19 protein-coding genes are annotated in these 23,396 nt (G+C 57.9%); 6 read left to right on the forward strand and 13 right to left on the reverse strand.

Annotated features, from left to right (window positions below; all coding sequences use genetic code 11):
* Positions 1-133 precede the first annotated feature (133 nt).
* The 7 genes from ABRP31_RS27200 to ABRP31_RS27230 all read right to left on the reverse strand — a co-directional run bounded on the left by ABRP31_RS27200 (position 134) and on the right by ABRP31_RS27230 (position 9,677).
* On the reverse strand, positions 134-1,048 hold the full coding sequence (locus ABRP31_RS27200; RefSeq protein ID WP_087273808.1) for a response regulator: 915 nt from the start codon (positions 1,046-1,048) through the stop codon (positions 134-136).
* A 207-nt stretch (positions 1,049-1,255) separates the two neighbouring features.
* On the reverse strand, positions 1,256-2,017 hold the full coding sequence (phoU, locus tag ABRP31_RS27205; RefSeq protein WP_087273810.1) for a phosphate signaling complex protein PhoU: 762 nt from the start codon (positions 2,015-2,017) through the stop codon (positions 1,256-1,258).
* Between the two features lie 68 nt (positions 2,018-2,085).
* The gene (pstB, locus tag ABRP31_RS27210; protein WP_027901941.1) at positions 2,086-2,919 is read right to left on the reverse strand and encodes a phosphate ABC transporter ATP-binding protein PstB; all 834 of its coding nucleotides are present in this window, start codon (positions 2,917-2,919) and stop codon (positions 2,086-2,088) included.
* A 195-nt stretch (positions 2,920-3,114) separates the two neighbouring features.
* The gene (gene pstA / locus ABRP31_RS27215; RefSeq protein WP_349972639.1) at positions 3,115-4,731 is read right to left on the reverse strand and encodes a phosphate ABC transporter permease PstA; all 1,617 of its coding nucleotides are present in this window, start codon (positions 4,729-4,731) and stop codon (positions 3,115-3,117) included.
* Between the two features lie 69 nt (positions 4,732-4,800).
* Positions 4,801-6,834, reverse strand: coding sequence for an ABC transporter permease subunit (locus ABRP31_RS27220; protein WP_372489482.1), 2,034 nt, complete (start codon positions 6,832-6,834; stop codon positions 4,801-4,803).
* Positions 6,835-7,223: 389 nt separating this feature from the next.
* The gene (locus ABRP31_RS27225) at positions 7,224-8,213 is read right to left on the reverse strand and encodes a phosphate ABC transporter substrate-binding protein PstS family protein (RefSeq protein ID WP_087273813.1); all 990 of its coding nucleotides are present in this window, start codon (positions 8,211-8,213) and stop codon (positions 7,224-7,226) included.
* Between the two features lie 171 nt (positions 8,214-8,384).
* Positions 8,385-9,677: an MFS transporter gene (locus tag ABRP31_RS27230; protein ID WP_087273815.1), complete on the reverse strand. Its 1,293-nt coding sequence runs from the start codon at positions 9,675-9,677 to the stop codon at positions 8,385-8,387.
* Between the two features lie 481 nt (positions 9,678-10,158).
* Between ABRP31_RS27230 and ABRP31_RS27235 the strand changes: the two genes are divergently transcribed.
* Positions 10,159-10,560, forward strand: coding sequence for an acyl-CoA thioesterase (locus ABRP31_RS27235; RefSeq protein WP_027901946.1), 402 nt, complete (start codon positions 10,159-10,161; stop codon positions 10,558-10,560).
* A 191-nt stretch (positions 10,561-10,751) separates the two neighbouring features.
* Entirely contained in the window at positions 10,752-11,660 is a 909-nt protein-coding gene (locus tag ABRP31_RS27240; RefSeq protein WP_349972595.1) for a D-hexose-6-phosphate mutarotase, read from the forward strand.
* Positions 11,661-11,783: 123 nt separating this feature from the next.
* Here ABRP31_RS27240 and ABRP31_RS27245 read toward each other — a convergent pair whose 3' ends face one another.
* The 5 genes from ABRP31_RS27245 to ABRP31_RS27265 form a co-directional block, all read right to left on the reverse strand.
* Positions 11,784-12,317 carry a DUF3299 domain-containing protein gene (locus tag ABRP31_RS27245; protein ID WP_349972594.1) on the reverse strand — a complete coding sequence of 178 codons (534 nt, stop codon included), beginning with the start codon at positions 12,315-12,317 and terminating at the stop codon, positions 11,784-11,786.
* Between the two features lie 85 nt (positions 12,318-12,402).
* Positions 12,403-12,651 (reverse strand): GlsB/YeaQ/YmgE family stress response membrane protein, encoded by a 249-nt coding sequence (locus tag ABRP31_RS27250; protein WP_027902270.1) that lies wholly within the window; start codon positions 12,649-12,651, stop codon positions 12,403-12,405.
* 188 nt (positions 12,652-12,839) lie between these two features.
* Positions 12,840-13,922 (reverse strand): 5-(carboxyamino)imidazole ribonucleotide synthase, encoded by a 1,083-nt coding sequence (locus tag ABRP31_RS27255; protein WP_349972593.1) that lies wholly within the window; start codon positions 13,920-13,922, stop codon positions 12,840-12,842.
* Positions 13,923-13,931: 9 nt separating this feature from the next.
* A complete protein-coding gene (gene purE / locus ABRP31_RS27260) occupies positions 13,932-14,423 on the reverse strand; it encodes a 5-(carboxyamino)imidazole ribonucleotide mutase (RefSeq protein WP_027902272.1) in 492 nt (163 codons plus the stop codon).
* 213 nt (positions 14,424-14,636) lie between these two features.
* Positions 14,637-15,548: a LysR substrate-binding domain-containing protein gene (locus tag ABRP31_RS27265; RefSeq protein WP_087273817.1), complete on the reverse strand. Its 912-nt coding sequence runs from the start codon at positions 15,546-15,548 to the stop codon at positions 14,637-14,639.
* Between the two features lie 389 nt (positions 15,549-15,937).
* On the opposite strand from ABRP31_RS27265, the gene ABRP31_RS27270 reads away from it, so the two are divergent.
* The 3 genes from ABRP31_RS27270 to ABRP31_RS27280 all read left to right on the forward strand — a co-directional run bounded on the left by ABRP31_RS27270 (position 15,938) and on the right by ABRP31_RS27280 (position 20,071).
* Positions 15,938-17,362 (forward strand): aspartate ammonia-lyase, encoded by a 1,425-nt coding sequence (locus ABRP31_RS27270; protein ID WP_087269243.1) that lies wholly within the window; start codon positions 15,938-15,940, stop codon positions 17,360-17,362.
* A gap of 228 nt (positions 17,363-17,590) precedes the next feature.
* On the forward strand, positions 17,591-19,039 hold the full coding sequence (locus ABRP31_RS27275; RefSeq protein WP_087269245.1) for a sodium:alanine symporter family protein: 1,449 nt from the start codon (positions 17,591-17,593) through the stop codon (positions 19,037-19,039).
* Positions 19,040-19,102: 63 nt separating this feature from the next.
* A complete protein-coding gene (locus ABRP31_RS27280) occupies positions 19,103-20,071 on the forward strand; it encodes an asparaginase (protein ID WP_372489483.1) in 969 nt (322 codons plus the stop codon).
* Between the two features lie 60 nt (positions 20,072-20,131).
* Here ABRP31_RS27280 and ABRP31_RS27285 read toward each other — a convergent pair whose 3' ends face one another.
* The gene (locus ABRP31_RS27285; protein ID WP_372489484.1) at positions 20,132-20,980 is read right to left on the reverse strand and encodes a bestrophin family protein; all 849 of its coding nucleotides are present in this window, start codon (positions 20,978-20,980) and stop codon (positions 20,132-20,134) included.
* 263 nt (positions 20,981-21,243) lie between these two features.
* Between ABRP31_RS27285 and tkt the strand changes: the two genes are divergently transcribed.
* Positions 21,244-23,319, forward strand: coding sequence for a transketolase (tkt, locus tag ABRP31_RS27290; protein WP_349971661.1), 2,076 nt, complete (start codon positions 21,244-21,246; stop codon positions 23,317-23,319).
* Positions 23,320-23,396 lie beyond the last annotated feature (77 nt).

The raw sequence follows: 23,396 nt of genomic DNA on the forward strand, positions 1-23,396 counted from the left end.
AGAGTAGCCGTCAAGGAAATCGCGCCAGATGCGCGTTCAACCGGAAGGAACCGGCTTCAACCGAGAGAGGGCAATACTGCATCATTCGGCAGTATTGCCCTCCCGGCTAAAGCCGGTCCTGCGAGTGTCGCAATCAAGCTCCCGGCGAGAAGTGCTTCTGTACCGTGCCGCGGGCGATCAGGCGGGAGATGTAGTCCAGCTTCTGCGCGTCTTGATCGGTAAAGCGGAAGGTCACTTGCAGCCACTCGCTGTCCGGCTTCTGTTCGAACGCCACGATCGCGTGGAGGTAGCCGTTGAGGCGCGCTACTTCATTGCTCTCGCCCTGTTCCAGGTCGAGCACAGCCTGCTCAAGGATCTGCGGCAGGGATTCACTGCGGCGTACCACCAGCAATGCTTCTTTCAGGGTCAGCGCCTTGATCACGCAACTCTGATTGCCGCTCGGCAGGCGCAATTGGCCCTGACCACGGCCTGCAGGTTCTTTCGCAGCGGCTTTCGGCGGGACTGGCGGAGCTTTGGCAATACCACCAAATCCGGGTGCGGCCGTCACAGCAGGGCCAGCGGCAGGACGTACCACTTCAGCCTTACCGCCAGTCAGTGCGCTCAGCGAGTCATTGAGCGGCGAGTTCATGCGCGACGGCGCGGTGGACATCACGGCGTCGAGTTTGCCGACTTTGGCCAAGGCTTTCTTGACCTTGGTCAGCAGCTGTTCGTTGGTGAATGGCTTGCCGACAAAGTCAGTCACGCCAGCCTGAATCGCCTGCACCACGTTCTCCTTGTCGCCACGGCTGGTCACCATGATGAAGGGAACGGTTTTCAGGTAGTTGTCCTGTTCACGGCACCAGGTCAGCAGTTCAAGGCCGGACATCTCCGGCATTTCCCAGTCGCACAGGATCAGGTCAAACTCTTCGCGGTTCAGGGTGACCTGAGCCTTGCGACCGTTGACGGCGTCCTCGGTGTGAATACCGGGAAAATAATTGCGCAGACCTTTCTTAACCAAATCGCGGATGAAAGTCGCGTCATCCACAATCAAAACACTGATCTTACTCATCGACGCTCCTGCGGGTGTGTCGCCATTGCTGGCGAACCGCGTTGATGCTGAACACACCCTATATTTCGGCAAGCATAGCGCTGGCTGATGGCCAAAGGCCAACGTGTTTGACGGCGCCAGGACATTTAATTCGCGGGCGGCTGGAATTTCTCACGCCCGAGAACAAAAACGCCCAGCTGCGAGCTGGGCGTTTTTTCGCAGGCAATCTTACTTATCGTCAGATTTGTCCGGAACATTAGCGCTTTCGCTAGTGATCCCCTGCACCTCTTCTTTCATGCGCTTGAGGCCCATGTGCCGCACGTCGGTTCCACGTACGAGGTAGATGACCAGCTCGGAAATGTTACGGGCGTGGTCGCCGATACGCTCCAGCGAACGCAGCACCCAGATCACGTTGAGTACGCGGGAGATCGAGCGCGGATCTTCCATCATGTAAGTCGCCAGCTCGCGCAAGGCGGTCTTGTACTCGCGGTCGATAACTTTGTCGTACTGGGCCACGGAAAGCGCGAGCTCGGCGTCGAAGCGAGCAAACGAATCCAGGGCATCGCGAACCATGTTGCGCACCTGATCGCCAATATGGCGAACTTCGACGTAACCACGCGGTGATTCGCCTTCTTCGCATAGCTGAATGGCGCGACGGGCGATCTTGGTCGATTCATCACCGATGCGCTCCAGGTCGATCACCGACTTGGAAATGCTGATGATCAAACGCAGGTCCGAAGCCGCTGGCTGACGACGCGCCAGAATGCGCAGGCATTCTTCATCGATGTTGCGCTCCATCTGGTTGATGCGGTCGTCGACTTCACGAACGCGCTGGGCCAGACCGGAGTCCGCTTCGATCAAGGCAGTCACGGCATCGTTGACCTGCTTCTCGACCAGACCGCCCATTTCGAGCAGATGGCTGCGTACTTCTTCAAGCTCAGCGTTGAACTGTTGCGAGATGTGATGCGTGAGGCTGTCTTTATGAATCATGCTTGGTGTCCTTGGAACGTCCGGTTAAGTGCGAAAACGCAGCGGTGCTTCAGGGGTTTGAGCAGGACCTAGCCGTAACGACCGGTGATGTAATCTTCAGTCTGTTTTTTAGCCGGGTTGGTGAACATCGTGTCCGTGTCACCGAACTCGACCAGTTTGCCCATGTACATAAACGCGGTGTAATCCGAAACCCGTGCCGCCTGCTGCATGTTGTGGGTAACGATCACAATGGTGTATTTGGATTTCAGTTCGTAGATCAGCTCTTCAACTTTCAACGTCGAAATCGGATCGAGCGCTGAACAGGGTTCGTCGAGCAGCAGGACTTCCGGCTCCACGGCGATGGTCCGGGCAATCACCAGACGTTGCTGCTGACCACCGGATAGACCCAGCGCTGACTCATGCAGACGGTCTTTGACCTCGTCCCATAACGCTGCGGCCTTGAGTGCCCACTCGACAGCTTCATCGAGCACGCGCTTTTTGTTGATGCCCTGGATCCGCAAGCCATACACCACGTTTTCGTAGATGGTCTTGGGGAATGGGTTGGGCTTCTGAAACACCATGCCGACACGACGGCGCAATTCGGCGACATCTTCACCTTTGGTGTAGATATCGTGACCGTACAGATTGATTGCGCCTTTTACGCTGCAACCATCGACCAGATCGTTCATGCGGTTGAACGTGCGCAACAAAGTCGACTTGCCGCAGCCGGACGGACCAATGAAAGCCGTCACACGCTGCTTCGGAATATTCAGGCTGACATCGAACAATGCCTGCTTGTCACCGTAGAACAGGTTCAAACCCGGCACTTCGATAGCCACGGTCTCGTCAGCCAGATGCAAGCCGGACTTATTGCGCCCCAGGGCCGACATGTTGATGCCTCGTGCCGGGTTTTCATGCTGCATGGAATTGCTCCGTACGCTAACCATTCTGTTGAATCGCCCTTCTCAAACAAATATGACTGTCTGACTAATCGGGCCTGTAGGAGCAGTCGCAGGTGACGACGGCCGCGAAGCGGTGTGTCAGACCAGCCGCTATCGCTGCCTCGCGCTGCTCGTGAGCTCCTACAGCCCAGTGGTTGGGCGACCTCTTCATTTCAATCAACTGTCGAACGCCTTGTACTTCTCGCGCAGGTGGTTACGAATAGCCACCGCCGACAGGTTGAGCAAGGCAATCACTAACACCAGCAACAGCGCCGTGGCGTATACCAACGGTCTAGCGGCCTCGACATTGGGACTCTGGAAGCCCACGTCGTAAATATGGAACCCCAGGTGCATGATCTTCTGATCCAGATGCAGGTAAGGGTAGTTGCCGTCTACCGGCAGCGACGGGGCCAGTTTGACCACGCCCACCAGCATCAACGGCGCCACTTCACCGGCGGCACGGGCCACGGCCAGAATCAGACCGGTCATCATCGCCGGGCTGGCCATGGGCAGAACAATCTTCCACAGCGTCTCGGCTTTGGTCGCCCCTAGCGCCAGCGAGCCTTCACGAATAGTGCGCGGGATGCGCGCCAGACCCTCTTCAGTCGCCACGATCACTACCGGCACGGCCAGCAATGCCAGCGTCAGCGACGCCCAGAGCAGGCCCGGCGTACCAAAAGTCGGCGCGGGCAAGGCTTCGGGGAAGAACAGCCGATCCAGAGATCCGCCCAGCACATACACAAAGAAGCCCAACCCGAACACGCCATAAACAATGGCCGGAACGCCCGCGAGGTTGTTCACGGCAATGCGAATCAAGCGGGTCACCGGGCCTTGCCGGGCGTATTCACGCAAGTAAACCGCCGCCAGCACCCCAAACGGCGTGACGATCACCGCCATGATCAGGGTCATCATCACCGTGCCGAAAATCGCCGGGAAAATCCCGCCCTCGGTGTTAGCTTCCCGCGGATCTTCGCTGAGGAATTCCCAGAGTTTCTTGAAGTAAAAACCCAGCTTGGTCATCGTGCCCATGGCGTTGGGCTGGTAGGCATGCACGACCTTGCCCAGGCTGATTTCGACTTCCTTGCCATTTGCATCACGGGCAGTGAGGCTGTCACGATCAAAAGCCTCGTGCAGCGAGCTCAGACGCTCTTCGATGACTTTATAGCGACTGTCGAGCTCGGCGCGCTCGCTGGCCATATCGGCCTGGGCCTGCGCATCAAGCTTGCCGTCCAGCTCCAGCTTGCGGGCCTGCAGACGCAACCGTTCGATGCCGTGGTTGATGGCGCCAACGTCTTTCTTTTCCAGCTGATAAAGCTCGCGGGCCAGGCCTTCAACGCGCTTGATGCGGTCTTGCAGCGTCGGCCAGGCCGCTTCGCCCTCAGCGACGACCTTGCCGCCCTCTTTGACGTTGACCAGATAGCCGTAGAAGTTACCCCACTCGCGACGCTCAAGGGTCATCAGCTCAGGCGACAGGTTTTGGTTGGATATCCATTCGCCAACGACCCAGGTGAAATCGCTGGGATTGACGTCACGATTGCCGACCTTGACCAGCTCACGGGTCATGAACTCCGGGCCATCTTCCGGCACAGGCAAACCCGCACCCTTGAGGCGTGCGCGAGGGACTTGTTCTTGCTCGACGACTTCGCCAATCAGAACGTGTTTCTCCTGATTGGGCACATCGTATTGCGCGTACATCAGATCGGCCGGCCAAAAGTGCCCCAGACCACGCACGGCAATTACCGACAACAAACCCAGCGTCATGATGACCGCAATGGATACCGCGCCCGCACTCATCCAGACGCCGGGGGCGCCTGTTTTAAACCAGCTCTTGAGGGAGTTCTGTTTCACGAACTTCTACCTTCCTTAGAGAGACGAGTATTTTTTGCGCAGGCGCTGACGGATCAGCTCTGCGAGGGTGTTCATCACAAAGGTGAACATCAGCAGCACCAGCGCCGCGAGGAACAACACTCGGTAATGACTGCCACCCACCTCCGACTCAGGCATCTCCACGGCCACGTTGGCCGCCAGAGTGCGCATCCCCTCAAACAGGTTCATGTCCATGATCGGCGTATTGCCGGTGGCCATGAGTACGATCATCGTTTCACCCACTGCACGGCCCATGCCGATCATCAGCGCCGAGAAAATCCCCGGGCTTGCAGTGAGGATTACCACGCGGGTCAGGGTCTGCCACGGCGTGGCACCCAGTGCCAGCGAACCCAGCGTAAGGCCGCGAGGCACGCTGAACACCGCATCTTCGGCAATCGAGTAGATATTCGGGATAACCGCAAAGCCCATCGCTATGCCGACAACCAGTGCGTTGCGCTGGTCATAAGTGATGCCCAGGTCGTGGGAGATCCACATGCGCATGTCACCGCCGAAGAACCAGTTTTCCAGATGCGGGCTCATGCTCAGCGAGAACCAGCCCACCAGCAGCACCACCGGCAGCAGGATCGCGCTCTCCCAACCATCGGGAACCCGCAAGCGAATCGAATCAGGCAAGCGGCTCCAGGCAAACCCGGCGAGCAGGATACCGATGGGCGTCAGCAGCATCAGGCTGAAGACACCCGGCAAATGACCTTCCAGATACGGTGCCAAAAACAGACCGGCGAAGAAGCCGAGAATCACCGTCGGCATGGCTTCCATCAGTTCGATCACCGGCTTGACCTTGCGGCGCAGGCTCGGGGCCATGAAGTAGGCGGTGTAAATCGCGGCGGCAACAGCCAGAGGCGCGGCCAGTAACATGGCATAGAACGCGGCTTTGAGCGTGCCGTAGGTCAGCGGTGCCAGACTCAGCTTGGGCTCGAAATCGCTGTTGGACGCGGTCGACTGCCAGACGTACTTGGGCGCGTCGTAATTCTCGTACCAGACCTTGCCCCACAATGCGCTCCAGGAGACTTCCGGGTGCGGATTTTTCAAGCTCATCGGCCGCAACGCACCGCCCTGCTCTACCAGGATCTGGTCCGCACGCGGTGACAGGGCAAAAATACCAGAGCCATCAGCGACCTTCTCGACCAACAAAGTGCGATGCGCGGTGCTATGGAAAACGCCGAGCTGACCCGATGCATCCAGCGCGATGAAGCCTTTACGCCGTTGCTCGGCAGTGATCTGGGTAATCGGCGCACTGCCCATCCTGAAGTCGCGAATGTGCATGAAGCGCTGGTCGCCATCGACGTCGCGCGCCATGAACCACTGGGCCATCCCGCCTTTGGAGTTACCGATAATCAATGAAATGCCGCCAACCAATTGGGTGCTGGCGGTGATCTCGGCATTGCCGTCTTCAAGCAGTTTGTAACGGCCATTGAGTGTGCGATCACGCAGGCTGAACACGTCGGCCTGAGCGCGGCCGTTGATCACATACAGCCATTGCTGGCGCGGATCGATGTAAATGGCTTTGACTGCCTCGGACATCTGCGGCAAGTCGATGCGGCTTTGCTCGCTGGTCACTTCGCCGGTCATCATGTTTTCTTCGCGCGCCAGCGACAGCACGTGCAGCTTGGTGCCAGTGGTGCCCGCAATCAACAGCTTCTCGCCGTTAGCGTTGATGCTGACATGCTCAACCGCCCGCGCCTCTTCATCCAGCACCAGCGGCGCTTCGCCGTAAGGCCAGGTGATCGTCGGCGTGATGGTCTTATGATTATTGGGGTAAGTGATCAGGTAGCTGTGTCTGAATGCCAACACCTGACCATTGGACAGGCCCAATGCAATCAGCGGCGTACCGGGCTGATCCTGCCCGATAGAAGCCACGCTCACGCCCGCAGGTAACGGCAGGCTGACTCGTTTGATTTCTGCGCCGTCTGTGATGCCGAAAAACACGGCTTCGCCCTTGTCGGAAATGCGCATCCCGACCTGGTTCTGTTCTTCGACAGTCAGCATCAGCGACTTGCCCGCATCGTTCAGCCAGGCAGGCTTCAGAGCGTCTTCCTTGTTCAGGCTCGCGCCTTGAAACAACGGTGCAACGACATAGGCCAGATAGAAGAAGATCAAGGTGATCGCCGCGAGCACGGCGAGGCCGCCAATGGCGACGTACCAACGGGTCAGGCGGTCCTTGACAGCGCGTATGCGGCGCCTGCGTTGCAGCTCAGGCGTATTGAAATCAATGCGCTTGGCAGGTGAATTCTGATTCATCGATGAATTGGCCAGATCATTCATGCGCACACCCTAGCCGCCCTGTATGACAAAAACATTACAGCGGGGTGACGCAAAAAAGCCCGCCACCTACGATCATGGCAGCGAACTGTTCAGTTAACGGTGGGACCTGATTAGAACAGATCCCACCGCAACCCGGATTATTTTGCAGCAGCTTCCTGCAGACCCAGATCGGTCAGCGCCTTGGTTACCACTCTTGGCGGCAGTGGGATGTAGCCGTCTTTCATGACCACTTCCTGACCCTGCTTCGACAGCACCAGCTTGATGAACTCAGCTTCCAGCGGGGCCAGCGGTTTATTCGGGGCCTTATTGACGTAGACATAGAGGAAACGCGACAGCGGATAAGTGCCGTTCAACGCGTTGGCTTCGTTGTCTTCAACGAACTCGCCGCCGTCCTTCTTGGCCAATGGCACGGTGCGAACGCTGGACGTTTTATAACCAATACCCGAGTAACCAATGCCGTTGAGCGAACTGCTGATCGAGCTTACGACCGAAGCAGAACCCGGCTGCTCGTTGACGTTGGCTTTGAAATCGCCTTTGCACAGGGCTTCTTCCTTGAAGTAGCCGTACGTACCGGACACTGAATTGCGACCAAACAACTGAATCGGTTTGTTCGCCAGATCACCGGTGACGCCCACATCACCCCAGGTTTTGGCGTCCGCTTTGGCGCCGCACAGGCGGGTGACCGAGAAGATGGCATCCACTTGCGCCATGGTCAGACCCTTGATCGGGTTGTCCTTGTGGACGAAAACCGCCAGGGCATCGACTGCAACCGGGATAGCTGTGGGTTTGTAGCCGTACTTCTGTTCAAACGCCGACAGCTCGCCGTCTTTCATCTTGCGACTCATCGGACCGAGATTCGCAGTGCCTTCAGTCAGCGCCGGTGGTGCAGTGGACGAGCCAGCCGCCTGAATCTGGATGTTCACACTCGGATATTCTTTCTTGTAAGCCTCAGCCCACAGCGTCATGAGGTTCGCCAGCGTATCGGAGCCCACACTCGACAGGTTGCCCGAGACACCCGACGTTTTCACGTACGGTTTGATCGCCGGATCAACAGCAGCAACCGCATTGGCAGCAGCGACGCCAGCGGCAACGAAGGTCAGTGCAGTGATCAAACGCTTGAAAGTCATACCTTGCTCCGAGCGAGGTGAAGAAATAGGTCCGTTGGCCCGAGTATTGGCCGCAAGCGTGACGACTCTATGACTTAATTGTGACAATTAAATGAAAGACCGCCACCCTTTTCAGGAATGGCGGTCTCGAGTAGCGCGCGGCATGAAACGGAAGTCTTCAGACTCCAACGATCAGCGCTTTTTGGCGATCAGGTAGCAGCCAATCAGCATGCCCAGCACACATAGAATCGCCACGTACCAAGCGGGTGCCATAGGGCTGGATTTGAGCATGAGCGTCACGACCATCGGCGTCAGGCCGCCAAAAATCGCGTAAGCCAGGTTGTATGAGAACGACAACCCCGAGAAACGCACTACAGCCGGGAATGCCTTGACCATCACGTACGGCACTGCGCCAATGACGCCAACGAACAGGCCGGTCACTGCATACAGCGGGAACAACCAGTCAGGATTGGCCGCCAGCGTGTGGTACATGGTCCATGAGCAGATCAACAAACCCAGGCTGCCAAACAGGAACACACGGCCAGCACCAATGCGGTCAGCCAGTGCGCCCGAACCGATGCAACCCAGACTCAGGAAAACGATCGCCAGGCTATTGGCCTTCAGGGCCACAGCAGCCGGGAAGCCGAAGGTCGCGCCCTGCAAAATAGTCGGGGTCATCAGAATAACCACGATGATCCCCGCCGACAGCAACCAGGTCAGCAGCATCGAGATTGCAACGGCACCACGGTGGTCACGCAGCACCGACTTGAGCGGCACTTCATCGGCCAGCGCTTTGCGCAATTGCAGTTCGGCGAACACTGGCGTTTCGTGCAACCAACGACGCAGATATACCGACAACAGGCCGAACACACCACCGACCAGGAACGGGATACGCCATGCGTAATCCGACACTTCAATTGGGGTGTAGATGCTGTTGATAAGGGTCGCCATCAGCGAGCCCAGCAGAATGCCGGCCGTCAGACCACAGGTCAGCGTGCCACAGGCATAGCCGATGTAACGCGCAGGAACGTGCTCGGACACGAAAACCCAGGCGCCCGGCACTTCACCGCCGATCGCTGCGCCCTGAATGACGCGCATCAGCAGAAGCAGAATCGGCGCCAACATGCCGATCTGGGCATACGTCGGCAGCAGACCCATGATCAGCGTCGGCACCGCCATCATGAAAATGCTCAGGGTAAACATTTTCTTGCGCCCCAACAGGTCGCCGAAGTGCGCCATGATGATGCCGCCCAGAGGGCGCGCCAGATAACCAGCAGCGAAAATACCGAAGGTCTGCATCATGCGCAGCCACTCCGGCATGTCTGCCGGGAAGAACAGCTTGCCGACCACCGCCGCGAAGAACACGAAAATGATGAAGTCGTAGAACTCAAGCGCGCCGCCCAACGCGGACAGCGACAAGGTCTTGTAGTCGTTGCGGGTCAGCGGGCGCGAAGGCTGCGCGGTACTCGAAGGCACAGTTGACATGAACAATACTTCTCTAAGAAGGCTTCTCTTGAATAGGGTTAGCGACAGTAAAGCAGGTTACGGCGGGGTGGCCTGCAACTGCGATTGTCCGGAGCAACTGTGCGGATAGGCACCAAAATTGCGTGACACAGGCAGTCATGCCGCCTTGTCGGGTCCGGCACGATAGCAAATTGTTTCAAAAAGCACACAGCCTGATGCGTATATCGTCGAAATCAGTACTCGATGGTCGTTTCATGACGCGTCGCCCGATATACTCGCAGACCGTCGGGTTACTGTCGGTTGTGTGTCGGAATGTAGCGCACAAGCCTCAGTCAGTCGGGGGTGCTGTGCGAAATCAGCTGCCATTCAGCCGCTTTCGCAGAGTTTCCCCTTCAGGTGTTCCGCCTGCGCTGAACGTTTTATGTTCATGCAAATGGTTTTGAATGGCGCCTGCCAACCGCGGCAACAATACTAAGAGTCATGGGTCAGAGGCACCCTAGGCATGATCGAGTTCGAACAAGAAGATCCAATCCCGCAAGGCGATCTCGCGTTGCAAATTACCGCTCTACCCCGCGAAACCAATGGCTTCGGCGATATCTTCGGCGGCTGGCTGGTTTCCCAGATGGACCTGGCCGGTACGGCAATGGCCAGCAAGATCGCTGGCGGGCGCGTTGCCACCGTCGCCATTGATCGTATGGCGTTTCTGGTTCCAGTGGCGGTGGGCGCGCAGTTGTCCTTCTATACCCAGGCGCTGGAAATCGGCCGCAGCTCCATCCAGATGATGGTTGAAGTCTGGAGTGATGACCCGCTGTCCAGCGAATGGCGCAAAGTGACTGAAGCCGTGTTTGTGTTCGTGGCCATTGATGGCAGCGGGCGGACGCGTTCGGTGCCTGCTCGCAGGTAACTGTGGGAGCGTGGCTTGATCTGGGCGGCATTCCGACGATACGGCTGGACGCGATTGACCTGATATCCGTGCCGCCCTTATCGCGAGCAAGCTCGGCTCCCACAGAAACCGCGCTGCGGCAAGGATCAAGGTAAACTCATCGACCTGGACACGGTCCATTTTGTCTTAGTCTTTGTTTGAGAGTTCTTTATATGCCAACGCCCCAGGTCGAATCCGTCACCATCGATGAGCTGAACTGCTGGAGAATCAGCCACGGTGAAGCCGAACTCGTTGTCGCCCAGCAAGGTGCGCATATCGTCAGCTACAAGCTTGCCGGGCAGCAGCCGCTGATCTGGTCCAATGATCAGGCGGTTTTCAAGAAAGGCACCCCGATTCGCGGTGGTATGCCTGTCTGCTGGCCTTGGTTCGGCAATCTTCAGCGCAACCCGGAAAGCGTGCAGGCCATGCGCGTAAGCGACGAGCCTGCCAAGGCTCACGGCGAAGTTCGTGCCATCGACTGGGAATTGATGGGCATGGCCGAAGATGACGACGCCTTGATCGTCGATTTCATCCAGCCCAAGACGGAAGGCAAGCTGCCAGGCTGGCCGCATAACGTGGGCTTGAAACTGAGCATTCGTCTGGACGAAGCACTGAACGTTAGCCTCGTCAGTTATAACTCCGGCACTGAAACCGTGAGCTTTAGCCAGGCACTGCACACCTACTTCGCCGTCAGCGATGTACGCGAGATCAGCATCAAAGGCCTCGACGGCCTGCGTTACATTGAAACCCTGGAAAACTGGGAAGAGCGCAATCAGTCCGGCGATCTGAAATTCGCAGGCGAGACCGACCGCATCTACCTCAACACCCCGGACATGCTGAGCATTGTCGACCCGACATGGCAGCGCAAAATCCACATCTGCACCAATGGCTCGAAGTCAGCCATCGTGTGGAATCCGTGGACCGAAAAAACCAAAAGCTTTAAAGACATGGCCGCTGACGGCTGGCAGGGCATGGTCTGCGTCGAAACCGCCAACGTACTGGACGATATCGTGACGCTGGAGCCGGATCAGATGCATGTTCTGGATGTGAGTATCTGGGCTGAGTCTTTGTCAGAAGCCTGACCCATCTAGAGGCGAGTACTTTGTGGGAGCCGAGCTTGCTCGCGATTCAGGCGCTGCAATTTCTTAGTTAAACCGCAGCGCTCTTATCGCGAGCAAGCTCGGCTCCCACAGTAAGCGTGAAAGCTACAAATCCGCCTCAACCACAACCCGCGCTTTCTCTGCATCCATTGCATAAGCCGCGTCAGCCAAGTCATTGCTGACCTTCTCAACCTTCAGTTTGCCGACCACCCACAGCGGCGTGTAGATGTCTTCGATCTTCAAACCTTTGGGGTAACGCACCAGCACCAATTGGTTGGGCGGTGGTGGCGGTACGTGGATACAAGCGCCCGGATACGGCACAAGGAAAAACAGCGTGCTGTGGCCCTTGGCATCCGTTTCGAGCGGCACGGGATAACCTCCAAGACGCACTTCCTTGCCGTTCATGGCAGGCACGGTCTTGGCTGAGTACATGACAGCGGGCAAACCCTTGCTCTGTTTCAGACCACCTTTGCTATCAAACGTCCCTTGGGCTTCCGGGGAGTTATGATCGATTTCAGGCATGGCTTCGAGGGCTTTCTGATCCGACTTGGGCATCAGATCCAGCCAGTCGGTTTCAGGGATCTCAGCGCGGGCGAGGCTGCAGATCAAAAGCAGGGGGATTACTAAAAGACGACGCATCGACAGACTCGGCAAGAGTGGGAAGTTGAATAACTGCCCGGCATTCTAGCCCTCTGCGTGCCGGAACGCAGAGGGCCGTCGAACATCAGCTTTTCTTTTTGATCAGGCCGAAGATCACCAACAGTACGATTGCGCCAACCAGCGCACCCAGGAAGCCAGCGCCTTCGCCCGCTTGATAGATGCCCAGCGCCTGACCGCCATAAGTGGCCGCCAGCGAACCGCCGATGCCCAACAGAATGGTCATGATCCAACCCATGCTGTCGTCGCCTGGCTTGAGGAAACGCGCCAGCAGGCCAACGATCAAGCCGATGAAGATGGTTCCGATAATACCCATGCCGTTTTCCCTCTCAAATAAGTGATATGCCGAAGCTTGGTCAGCCATCGGCATCACGCTATCAGAGAGGTGCGCAGTTGGAATGGTTCAATGCGAAAGGCTGACGCAAAATCTGTAGGAGCTCGCGGTGCTCACGAGCTCCTACAGAAACTATTTCAATTGATATCGCATTTTATAATGCGTGCTGATCAGTTTTTGATCAGCGCCTCAACCAGCTTCACCTGGCGATCCAGCGTTGCGCGATCTGCGCTGCGCACGGTGGCGTGGCCCACTTTACGGCCCGCCTTGAACGCTTTGCCGTAGTGATGCAGGTGACAGTCATCAATGGCAGTCACTTCATCCACAGCAGGCACTTCACCGATGAAGTTGAGCATCGCGCTCTCCCCCACCTTGGCGGTAGAGCCCAGCGGCAAGCCGGCAACCGCCCGCAGGTGGTTTTCAAACTGGCTGCATTCGGCGCCTTCAGTGGTCCAGTGCCCGGAGTTGTGCACGCGAGGCGCGATTTCGTTGGCTTTGAGACCGCCATCGACTTCAAAGAACTCGAAGGCCAGTACGCCAACGTAATCGAGTTGCTTGAGCACACGACCGGCGTAGTCTTCAGCCAGGGCCTGCAGCGGATGATCGGTGCTGGCGATGGAAATACGCAGGATGCCGTTGTCGTGGGTGTTGTGCACCAGCGGGTAGAAACGGGTTTCCCCGTCACGAGCGCGTACGGCGATCAACGACACTTCACCGGTAAACGGCACGAAGCCTTCCAGCAGACAGGCAACGCTACCCAGCTCCGCGAAAGTACCTTCGACGTCAGCTGCGGTACGCAGCACTTTCTGGCCCTTGCCGTCGTAACCCAACGTGCGGGTCTTGAGCACCGCAGGCAGACCGATAGCGGCGACTGCAGCGTCCAGATCTGCCTGGGACTGAATGTCGGCGAACTCAGGCGTTGGAATGCCCAGGTCTTTGAACATGCTCTTCTCGAACCAGCGATCGCGGGCGATGCGCAGCGCTTCGGCACTCGGATAAACCGGCACGAACTGCGACAGGAACGCCACGGTTTCAGCAGGCACGCTTTCGAATTCGAAGGTCACCAGATCCACTTCGTCAGCCAGCTGACGCAGATGATCCTGATCGCCGTAATCGGCACGCAGATGTTCGCCCAATGCCGCTGCGCACGCGTCTGGCGCGGGGTCCAGAAAGGCGAAGTTCATCCCCAGCGGGGTTCCTGCCAGGGCCAACATGCGGCCCAGTTGGCCGCCACCGATTACACCGATCTTCATTGCAAAACCTCAGGCGTCGCGCGGATCTGGATTGTCCAGAACGCTGTCTGTCTGCTCAGTGCGGAATTTCTTCAACACTGCGTGGAATTGTGGGTGCTTGGCGCCCAGGATGCTGGCCGAGAGCAGTGCTGCGTTGATCGCGCCAGCTTTGCCAATGGCCAGGGTCGCAACCGGAATGCCGGCTGGCATCTGCACGATGGACAGCAGCGAGTCGACGCCTGAGAGCATGGAGGACTGGACTGGAACGCCCAGTACCGGCAGGTGAGTCTTGGCTGCACACATGCCCGGCAAGTGAGCAGCACCGCCAGCACCGGCGATGATCACTTCAATGCCGCGTGCTTCAGCCTGTTCGGCATACTGGAACAGCAAATCCGGAGTGCGGTGCGCAGACACCACTTTCACTTCGTACGGAATGCCGAGCTTTTCCAGCATATCGGCGGTGTGGCTAAGGGTGGACCAATCGGACTTGGAGCCCATGATCACGCCAACCAGTGCGCTCATCGTCGTGCCTCTCATCGGGCGCCCGCAGGCGCATCAAAAAACAAACAAGCCACGCGGGAGGACCGGCGTGGCTTGCTGTACGAAAAATGACCGGTCGAGCCGGCCAAAGGCCGCGCAGTATACCCCAAAGAGTTGCGTTTGAAGCACCCCCCGCGACCATCTGTCTTGTGAGGTGCTTCTGACCTGTAAACCACGTATTTACTGACCTACGGGTCAAGCGCCATCGGGTGTCGCGGAGCTCTCGAGCTTGCGCCACAACAAACGCACGTTGGCCTTGCGCACCAAGGCGCAGCGGTACAAGCGAATCTCCAGCGGAATGTGCCATTGCGGGCCGCCACACTCAACCAGCTCACCGCGGGCCAACTCGGCACGCACACTGAGCCGGGGTACCCACGCAATGCCCAGACCTTCCAGCGCCATGCTTTTCAAGCTGTCAGCCATGGCTGTTTCGTAAATTGTGGTGAAGCGCAGGTTCCGCTGACGCAGCAACAGGTTCACCGAACGCCCCAAAAAAGCACCAGCGCTATACGCCAGAAGCGGCACGCTGCTGCCATCCTCCAGACTGAACAACGGTTCGCCACTTTCATCCGCCGCGCATACCGGCAGCATCTCAGTGTGTGCCAAGTGCAGTGAAGGGAAAATCTCCGGGTCCATTTGCAGGGCGGCGTCCGGGTCGTAGAACGCCAGCATCAAGTCACAGCCGCCTTCGCGCAAAGCATGCACCGCGTCACCGACATTGGTGGCGACCAGCCGGGTCGCGATGTTCAGACCTTCGTTGCGCAACTGAGCAATCCAGCGTGGGAAGAAGCCCAGCGCCAAAGAGTGAGCGGCGGCAACCTGCATGACTTCACCCTGCCCGCCTTCCAGGTGATGCAAGTGGCGCAACACTTCGCCCAGTTGATCGACCACGGTACGTGCGGTGACCAGAAACAGCTGGCCAGCTGCCGTCAGTTCGATGGGCGTACGCGAGCGATTGACCAGCGTCAGCCCCAACGCCGCTTCAAGGCTGCGAATGCGCCGACTGAACGCTGGTTGTGTCACAAACCGCTTTTCTGCCGCCTGGGAAAAACTGCGCGTGGAAGCCAGCGCGCTGAAGTCTTCCAGCCATTTGCTTTCCAGATTCATGTTGTCCTCTTACCTGCACCCTATCCATCTGAATTGGAATGAATTCTGTAGAAGCTGCCCAGTCGCGAAGCTGACATTGGATCTGTAGGAGCGCACGAGCACCGCGAGGCCGCGATGGCGGTGTATCAGACAGGACGCCATCGCGGCCTCGCGGTGCTCGTGCGCTCCTACAGAAGAGTATTCCAAATCAGATAGTTGTAATTCGCTCACAAAGATCCTGCTAACCGCCGGAAATGTATATACACGCCAGTAACACCTATCGCGTCACACCTGCATTATGCCGTTTCGGCATGGCCCAGTATGTAACAGCATTGGTCAAAAATATGCCAGAGGACCAGTATCACCAGCGTTCCGGCTTTGTCCGTGCCTCTCTTGAGACTATCTCTATCATGTCCTCGCCTGCATCATCGCGCATCGAAAAAGACCTGCTTGGTGTTCTCGAAGTACCCGCTGACGCCTATTACGGTATTCAAACGTTGCGAGCGGTGAACAATTTTCACCTTTCCGGCGTTCCGCTATCCCATTACCCGAAGCTGGTTGTCGGGCTGGCGATGGTCAAACAGGCGGCCGCTGACGCAAACCACCAGTTGGGCCACCTCAATGCAGCCAAGCATGCGGCTATCAGTGAAGCCTGTGCACGTCTGATTCGCGGCGATTTCCACGAGCACTTCGTGGTGGACATGATTCAAGGTGGCGCTGGCACTTCAACCAACATGAATGCCAACGAAGTCATCGCCAACATCGCTCTGGAAGCCATGGGCTTTGAGAAAGGCGACTACAAACAGCTGCATCCCAATAACGATGTCAACATGGCACAGTCGACTAACGATGCGTACCCGACGGCGATTCGTCTGGGTCTGCTGTTGGGTCACGACGCCCTGCTGGCCAGCCTCGACAGCCTGATTCAGGCATTCGCAGCCAAGGGCCAGGAATTCAACCACGTACTGAAAATGGGCCGTACCCAATTGCAGGACGCCGTGCCGATGACCCTCGGCCAGGAATTCCGCGCCTTTGCTACGACGCTGACCGAAGACCTGAACCGCCTTCGCAGCCTGGCACCAGAACTGCTGACCGAAGTAAACCTGGGCGGCACTGCCATCGGTACCGGTATCAACGCCGACCCTGGCTACCAGAAACTCGCCGTCGATCGTCTGGCGATCATCAGCGGCCAACCGCTGGTTCCGGCTGCTGACCTGATCGAAGCCACCTCCGACATGGGCGCCTTCGTGCTGTTCTCCGGCATGCTCAAGCGTACCGCCGTCAAACTGTCGAAGATCTGCAACGACTTGCGCCTGCTGTCCAGCGGCCCACGCACCGGCATCAACGAAATCAACCTGCCAGCGCGTCAGCCAGGCAGCTCGATCATGCCTGGCAAGGTCAACCCGGTTATCCCGGAAGCGGTCAACATGGTTGCCTTCGAAATCATCGGCAACGACCTGGCACTGACCATGGCAGCCGAAGGCGGTCAGCTGCAGCTCAACGTGATGGAGCCGCTGATCGCTTACAAGATCTTCGATTCGATCCGCCTGCTGCAACGCGCCATGGACATGCTGCGCGAGCATTGCATCGTCGGCATCACCGCCAATGAGACCCGCTGCCGCGAACTGGTCGAACACTCCATCGGCCTGGTCACCGCGCTGAACCCGTACATCGGCTATGAAAACGCTACCCGTATCGCCCGTATCGCGCTGGAAACCGGCCGTGGCGTACTGGAACTGGTCCGCGAAGAGGGCTTGCTCGACGACGCCATGCTCGACGACATCCTGCGGCCGGAAAACATGATTGCTCCACGTCTGGTCCCGTTGAAGGCCTGATGAATTGCACGACTGCAACACGCTCACCAGGTTGAGGGACTAGACACTCCTCTCCCTTTTGGGGGTCCCGAGATGATTCTCTCCGGACCCTTTTTTTTACCTGCAAAACGCCCACTGCCAAAAACAACAAGGACGTATCGCTGCACTGGAAAGGAAAAGTATTGCAGACGCAAGACGAGCGCACCGGTATAGTGCGCGCCCCCTAAAAACAACAGCGAGGATTCTCCAATGCTTGAAGTCATTAACGACTTCCTTTCGGGCAAAGTGCTGATCGTACTGATCGTAGGGCTCGGCGGTTATTTCACGATTCGTTCGCGTTTCGTCCAGTTTCGCCACTTTTTCCACATGTTCGCTGTTTTCAGGGATAGTTTACGCAACAGCACCGGCCAGCTCAGTTCCTTCCAGGCATTGATGCTCAGCCTTGCAGGCCGGGTCGGCGCAGGCAACATTGCCGGTGTCGGTATCGCCGTAACATTGGGCGGCCCGGGCGCCGTGTTCTGGATGTGGGTCACCGCACTGGTGGGCATGGCCAGCAGCTTCATCGAGTGTTCACTCGCTCAGCTGTACAAACGCAAAGACTCCGAAGGCCAGTTCCGTGGTGGTCCGGCGTATTACATCCAGCATGGTCTGGGTAAGCGCTGGCTCGGTATGGTCATGGCACTGTTGCTGCTGGTGACCTTCGGTTTTGCCTTCAACGGCCTGCAATCCCACGCAGTCACCGACTCCCTCAAAGGCGCGTTCGGCATCGACACCATGACCACCGGCATCTGCCTGGTTGTGCTGCTCGGCCTTGCATTCGTCGGTGGCATCAAGCGTATCGCGGCGATTTCAGACCTTCTGGTACCGGTCAAAACCCTGATCTATATCGCTGTGACCATCTACGTCATCGTCCTGCAGATCGACCACGTTCCAGCCATGCTGGCGACTATCGTCAGAAGCGCATTTGGTCTGGACCCGGTTTTTGGCGGCCTGATCGGCAGCGCAATCGTCATGGGCGTGAAGCGCGGCGTGTTCGCTAACGAAGCCGGTCTGGGCAGTGCGCCGAACGTGGCTGCCGTTGCACAGGTCGAGCACCCGATTTCACAAGGTGTGGTTCAGGCATTCAGCGTGTTCCTCGATACTTTTGTGATCTGCACCTGCACCGCGCTGCTGATTCTGCTCTCGGGCATTTACGACGTGGGCTACAGCGGCAACGGTATTGTTCTGGCACAGAACTCGCTGGCAGCCGTGGTCGGTGACTGGGGCCGTATCTTCATCAGCGTTGCCTTGGCACTGTTCGTCTTCACCTCGATTCTCTACAACTACTACCTGGGCGAAAACAGCCTGCGTTTCCTGGTGGGCGAGAGCAAGAAAGCCATCGTCGGCTATCGGGTTTTCGTATTGGTGCTGATCCTCTGGGGTGCCGTCGTTGATCTCAACACCGTGTTCGCCTTCGCCGACATCACCATGACGTTGCTGGCCTTCGTCAACTTGATCGCGCTGGCAATGTTGTTCAAAGTCGCCATGCGCATCCTGCGTGACTACGATGCGCAACGTAAGGCGGGCATCAAGACTCCAGTATTCGATTCAAGCCAGTTCCCGGATCTGGACCTGGACCGCACCGCATGGCCTGCCAACCCTGACCAGACACCGGTCAACCCGGTTGATGCCACGGCAAAGCCCGCTACCCAAGCCTGATAGTTAACGTCATACCGGAGAAGAACCGTGACTTATGAACAGCCACAACCCGCTCAGCGAGTCATGGTTCTTTATACCGGCGGCACCATCGGCATGCAGGCCAGCGCCAACGGCCTGGCCCCGGCCTCGGGTTTTGAGGCACGCATGGCCGGGCAACTGGCCGAGCGGCCTGATCTTGCGGTCCCACAGTGGCGCTTTCGTGAGATGGCCCCGTTGATCGACAGCGCCAACATGACGCCTGCCTACTGGCTACGTCTGCGCGAAGCAGTCATCGATGCCGTCGATGTCGAGGGTTGCGACGCGGTGTTGATCCTTCACGGGACTGACACCCTGGCGTACAGCGCCGCAGCCATGAGCTTCCAGTTGCTGGGGCTTGATGCTCCGGTGCTGTTCACCGGCTCAATGCTACCCGCTGGCGTCCCGGACAGTGATGCCTGGGAAAACGTCAACGGTTCACTGGTCGAGCTGGGCAAAGGTCTGAAGCCGGGCGTGCATTTGTACTTCCACAGTGAACTGCTGGCCCCGACCCGTTGTGCAAAAATCCGCAGCTTCGGCCGCCATCCGTTCGCAGCGCTGAACCGCGCCCACAGCGGCGAAACTTCTGTTGCGCACCCCGCGCCACTGGATTATCGCCTGCCTAAAGTCGCGGCCAGCGTTGCCATCCTGCCGTTGTTTCCCGGTATCGGTGCAGCACAGCTGAACGCCGTCATCGACAGCGGCATTCAGGGTCTGGTGCTCGAATGCTTTGGCAGTGGCACCGGTCCCAGCGATGATCCGGCGTTCCTGACCAGTCTGGAACGCGCCCACCAACAAGGCATCTGCGTCGTTGCAATCACGCAGTGCCATGAAGGCGGCGTCGAACTGGACGTCTACGAGGCTGGCAGCCGTCTGCGCAATGCAGGCGTGTTGTCCGGCGGCGGCATGACCCGTGAAGCAACGCTGGGCAAGCTGCACCTGTTGCTGGGTGCAGGCCTGCCACTTGATGAAGTGCGTCGGCTGGTTGAAGTGGATCTGTGCGGGGAGCTGCGTTAAGCCACTAAATCGCGGCCTCGCGGTGCTCGTGAGCCCCTACAGGTTTTGGGTCAAAAATTACTAAGCCGTGCACTCAACCTTCGCATCGCGAAGCATCGAATCCAGGTTGCGCTCGATGTTTTCGCACAGCTTGGTCATCTGGATTTCGTGTTCGCTGGCTTTGAACGGGCTTTGCAGGTCGGTGCCGATCTTTTCGATGGCCAGCAGCATGAAGCCGACAACGGTCGATGCCAGTGGCGTATACCAGCCCAATGTGTCCACCAGGCCAATTGGCAGGATCACGCAGAACAGGCTGATGAACAAACGCGGGAACGCCACGTAGGGATAAGGCAGCGGCGTGTTGGCGATACGCTCCATCCCGCCCTGGCAGTTGGAGAGTTCCACCATTGTCGACTCGAGACGCGCCAGACGGATGCTGTCCAGACGGCCTGCTTTGTACTCTTTGGCCAACAGTGCAGCGGACGCATTAAGTATGTCGTTGGGGAAGTTGTTGGTTTCGTGCCTGCGTGCGTATTCCTCGCGGGTTATCAATGACTGTACTTCGTCGCTACAGGACTCACCCTTCAAATGCGCAGACAGGCATTTCACGAAGGCCACATGGCGACGCAGCAACACTGCTTTCACGGGATTCAACTCGCCGTCATCCTCAACCAGCGTCAGCACCTGACGGGCGAAGCTGCGGGAGTTATTCACCATCGCGCCCCACAAGGTGCGTGCTTCCCACCAACGGTTATAGGCGCTGGAATTACGGAAGCTGGTGAGCACTACCAGCGCAGATGCCAGCAAGGTCAACGGCAACGAGGGCAGGCTGATCTTGCGGTCCAGGAACAGCATGAAGTCGGCTGTGACCACTATGTCCCAGATCAGCAGCCAGAACAGTGACCAGCCTACATAACCTATGGTTTTCATTAAGAAACGGTATTTATCGACGATGGCTTGCTTCAAAACGATTACCTCATGGGCTACTGCGTAATACACGCCGCTCCCTGCTTCGAATGCAGTTGAGGTATATGGTTCGCCGCTGACCGCATAAAAGCTGAACCGTTTAATGTTCAGTTAAGGTTGACCCGTGATGGCCATCGGACAGCCCCAAAATACAATGAACAAACCGCCCTCGGCTGCGCTCCACACTTATCTGGATGTTCAGCAGCACGTCACTGAGGGTTAATTCAATGGGCTCGTCTTTTTCCAGCGAACAACGCACCGCACGCGACCAACTCTGTATCAACACCATTCGCACCCTGGCCATGGACGCCGTGCAGAAGGCCAACTCTGGCCACCCCGGTACGCCCATGGCGTTGGCGCCGGTGGGCTATACCGTCTGGAATCAGTTCCTGCGCTACCACCCTGAACACCCGGACTGGCCGAATCGCGACCGCTTCGTACTGTCAGTCGGTCATGCCTCCATGTTGTTGTACTCGCTGCTGCACCTGGCGGGGGTGGTTGAAATCGATGAGCACGGCGAGCCTTCGGGCAAACCGGCGGTAAGCCTTGAGGACATCAAGCAGTTTCGTCAGATGGACTCCAAGACCCCCGGCCACCCGGAATACCGCATGACCACGGGCGTTGAAACCACCACCGGCCCGCTCGGTCAAGGCTGTGCCAACAGCGTTGGTATGGCGATGGCCGAGCGCTGGCTGGGTGAACGCTTCAATGCACCTGACCGCACGCTATTCGATTACAACGTGTATGTGCTGTGTGGCGACGGCGACATGATGGAGGGTGTAACCGCAGAAGCGGCGTCCATGGCCGGGCATTTGAAGCTCGCCAATCTGTGCTGGATCTACGACAACAACACCATCAGCATCGAAGGCCACACTGAATTGGCCTTCAGCGAAGACGTCCAGACCCGCTTTGAAGGCTACGGCTGGAATACCCTGCATGTGGCCGATGCCAACGATACCGAAGCGTTGGCCCGCGCCATCGAAGTGTTTAAACGCACCGATGATGCGCCAACCCTGATCGTGGTCGACAGCGTGATCGGCTTTGGTTCGCCCAACAAACACAACACCGCAGCGGCCCACGGCGAGCCGTTGGGTGAAGATGAAATCAAGCTGACCAAGAAATCCTATGGCTGGGACGAAAACGCCAGCTTCCTGGTGCCCGACGAAGCTCGCACCTGGCTGCGAGACGCCCTGATTGAACGCAATGCCCATGATTATGAAACTTGGCAAGGCGCTCTCCATAAGCTGGAAGAAGAACAAGCGGATCTGGCCGATGAGCTACAACGCATGCGCGCCGGAGAAATGCCCGAGCACTGGCAGGAAAACTTGCAAGCCTTCGAGACCGACGCCAAGGGCATTGCATCGCGTGCGTCGGGAGGCAAGGTCCTCAATGCTTTCGCGGCGAAAATCCCTTGGTTGTTGGGCGGATCGGCTGACTTGTCACCGTCGACCAAGACCAACCTGACGTTCGACGGAGCCGGGAGTTTTTCCGCCGACAATTACAGCGGTCGCAACTTGCACTTCGGCATTCGCGAACACGCCATGGGCTCGATCGCCAATGGTATGGCGCTGTCTTACGTACGGCCTTACACCTCAACGTTTCTGGTGTTCAGCGATTACATGAAGCCGCCGATTCGTCTGGCTTCGATCATGGAGTTGCCGGTGATCTTTGTCTTCACCCACGACTCCATCGGCGTTGGCGAAGACGGCCCGACTCACCAGCCTATCGAGCAGTTGACACAGCTTCGCGCTACCCCCGGTTTACTGACGCTGCGCCCCGGCGACGCTAACGAAACCGCACAGGCCTGGAAAGTCGCCTTGGCGCAAACCAGTCGCCCCTCGTGCATCGTGCTTTCGCGACAACCGCTGCCCACGCTGGACCGCACGCAATACAGCTCAGCCGAAGGTCTGGCAAAAGGCGCTTATGTATTAGCCGATGCCAAAGACGGCGAACCTGAGGTGATTCTGATTGCCACCGGCAGCGAGGTTGGGATGACCGTGCAGGCCTTCGAGCAACTGAAAGCCCAAGGCGTTGCTGCACGTGTGGTATCGATGCCGAGTTGGGAGTTGTTTGAGGATCAGGATCAGGCCTATCGCCACAGCGTATTCCCGCCTTCTGTCACTGCTCGGGTTGCAGTGGAACAGGCAGGCCCATTGGGTTGGGATCGATATGTGGGTAACACAGGCGCCAAGGTCACGATGAACACCTTCGGCGCTTCGGCTCCTATCGACAAACTGCAAGCCAAGTTCGGGTTTACGGTGGAAAACATCGTCAAACTGGCGAAGGAGCAGATTGGACGATGACAAACCTTGTAGGAGCCAACGTGTTGGCGAGGCGATTTAGACAAGCAAATTGATCTGCTGTCTGTACTGGCGCTTCG

Origin of the sequence: Pseudomonas caspiana, from assembly GCF_040224095.2 — a bacterium.
GTDB lineage: Bacteria > Pseudomonadota > Gammaproteobacteria > Pseudomonadales > Pseudomonadaceae > Aquipseudomonas > Aquipseudomonas caspiana.

What these genes read in the sequence shown, in the direction of transcription:
- ABRP31_RS27250 (WP_027902270.1), bottom strand. Translation starts at nt 12,651, where the DNA reads ATGGGTATTATCGGAACCATCTTCATCGGCTTGATCGTTGGCCTGCTG.
- ABRP31_RS27285 (WP_372489484.1), bottom strand. Translation starts at nt 20,980, where the DNA reads ATGAAAACCATAGGTTATGTAGGCTGGTCACTGTTCTGGCTGCTGATC.
- ABRP31_RS27255 (WP_349972593.1), bottom strand. Translation starts at nt 13,922, where the DNA reads ATGAAGATCGGTGTAATCGGTGGCGGCCAACTGGGCCGCATGTTGGCC.
- ABRP31_RS27275 (WP_087269245.1), top strand. Translation starts at nt 17,591, where the DNA reads ATGCTTGAAGTCATTAACGACTTCCTTTCGGGCAAAGTGCTGATCGTA.
- ABRP31_RS27240 (WP_349972595.1), top strand. Translation starts at nt 10,752, where the DNA reads ATGCCAACGCCCCAGGTCGAATCCGTCACCATCGATGAGCTGAACTGC.
- ABRP31_RS27270 (WP_087269243.1), top strand. Translation starts at nt 15,938, where the DNA reads ATGTCCTCGCCTGCATCATCGCGCATCGAAAAAGACCTGCTTGGTGTT.
- pstB (WP_027901941.1), bottom strand. Translation starts at nt 2,919, where the DNA reads ATGCAGCATGAAAACCCGGCACGAGGCATCAACATGTCGGCCCTGGGG.
- ABRP31_RS27200 (WP_087273808.1), bottom strand. Translation starts at nt 1,048, where the DNA reads ATGAGTAAGATCAGTGTTTTGATTGTGGATGACGCGACTTTCATCCGC.
- purE (WP_027902272.1), bottom strand. Translation starts at nt 14,423, where the DNA reads ATGAGCGCACTGGTTGGCGTGATCATGGGCTCCAAGTCCGATTGGTCC.
- phoU (WP_087273810.1), bottom strand. Translation starts at nt 2,017, where the DNA reads ATGATTCATAAAGACAGCCTCACGCATCACATCTCGCAACAGTTCAAC.
- tkt (WP_349971661.1), top strand. Translation starts at nt 21,244, where the DNA reads ATGGGCTCGTCTTTTTCCAGCGAACAACGCACCGCACGCGACCAACTC.
- ABRP31_RS27280 (WP_372489483.1), top strand. Translation starts at nt 19,103, where the DNA reads ATGGTTCTTTATACCGGCGGCACCATCGGCATGCAGGCCAGCGCCAAC.
- ABRP31_RS27225 (WP_087273813.1), bottom strand. Translation starts at nt 8,213, where the DNA reads ATGACTTTCAAGCGTTTGATCACTGCACTGACCTTCGTTGCCGCTGGC.
- ABRP31_RS27265 (WP_087273817.1), bottom strand. Translation starts at nt 15,548, where the DNA reads ATGAATCTGGAAAGCAAATGGCTGGAAGACTTCAGCGCGCTGGCTTCC.
- ABRP31_RS27230 (WP_087273815.1), bottom strand. Translation starts at nt 9,677, where the DNA reads ATGTCAACTGTGCCTTCGAGTACCGCGCAGCCTTCGCGCCCGCTGACC.
- ABRP31_RS27235 (WP_027901946.1), top strand. Translation starts at nt 10,159, where the DNA reads ATGATCGAGTTCGAACAAGAAGATCCAATCCCGCAAGGCGATCTCGCG.
- ABRP31_RS27245 (WP_349972594.1), bottom strand. Translation starts at nt 12,317, where the DNA reads ATGCGTCGTCTTTTAGTAATCCCCCTGCTTTTGATCTGCAGCCTCGCC.
- pstA (WP_349972639.1), bottom strand. Translation starts at nt 4,731, where the DNA reads ATGAGTGCGGGCGCGGTATCCATTGCGGTCATCATGACGCTGGGTTTG.